Origin of the sequence: Psychrobacter sp. TB55-MNA-CIBAN-0194 (assembly GCF_040309505.1) — a bacterium.
GTDB classification, from domain to species: Bacteria; Pseudomonadota; Gammaproteobacteria; order Pseudomonadales; family Moraxellaceae; genus Psychrobacter; species Psychrobacter fozii.
On record NZ_JBEOOW010000267.1, the window covers coordinates 1 to 273 of the forward strand.

The 273-nt window shown below is 43.6% G+C and carries 1 protein-coding gene; it reads right to left on the bottom strand.

The features are described from left to right. On the bottom strand, window positions 1-273 hold a 273-nt coding region (locus AAEY75_RS15100; RefSeq protein WP_352260038.1), incomplete at both ends, for an alpha/beta hydrolase fold domain-containing protein.

Consider the following 273-nt stretch of genomic DNA (forward strand, 5'->3'; position numbering starts at 1 on the left):
GGGGCAGGGTGTTCAGGTGCTAAGCGATAATCAACACTAATCACCGGCCAACCCGTCTGTTCACAAATGGCATGACAAAATTCATGATGGGTATTAAGGTCACCAATACACAATCCACCACCATGAAAAAACAATAGCACGGTCTCATCAAGATTACTGGTTTGCTCTTTTTTAAAGCCAAAACCATTATCAGAGGTCTCATTTTGATAGCAGCGAATGGTCATATCACTGTCGTCGGCATTGGCAATCGTTCTATCTTGCCAACTGATAGCG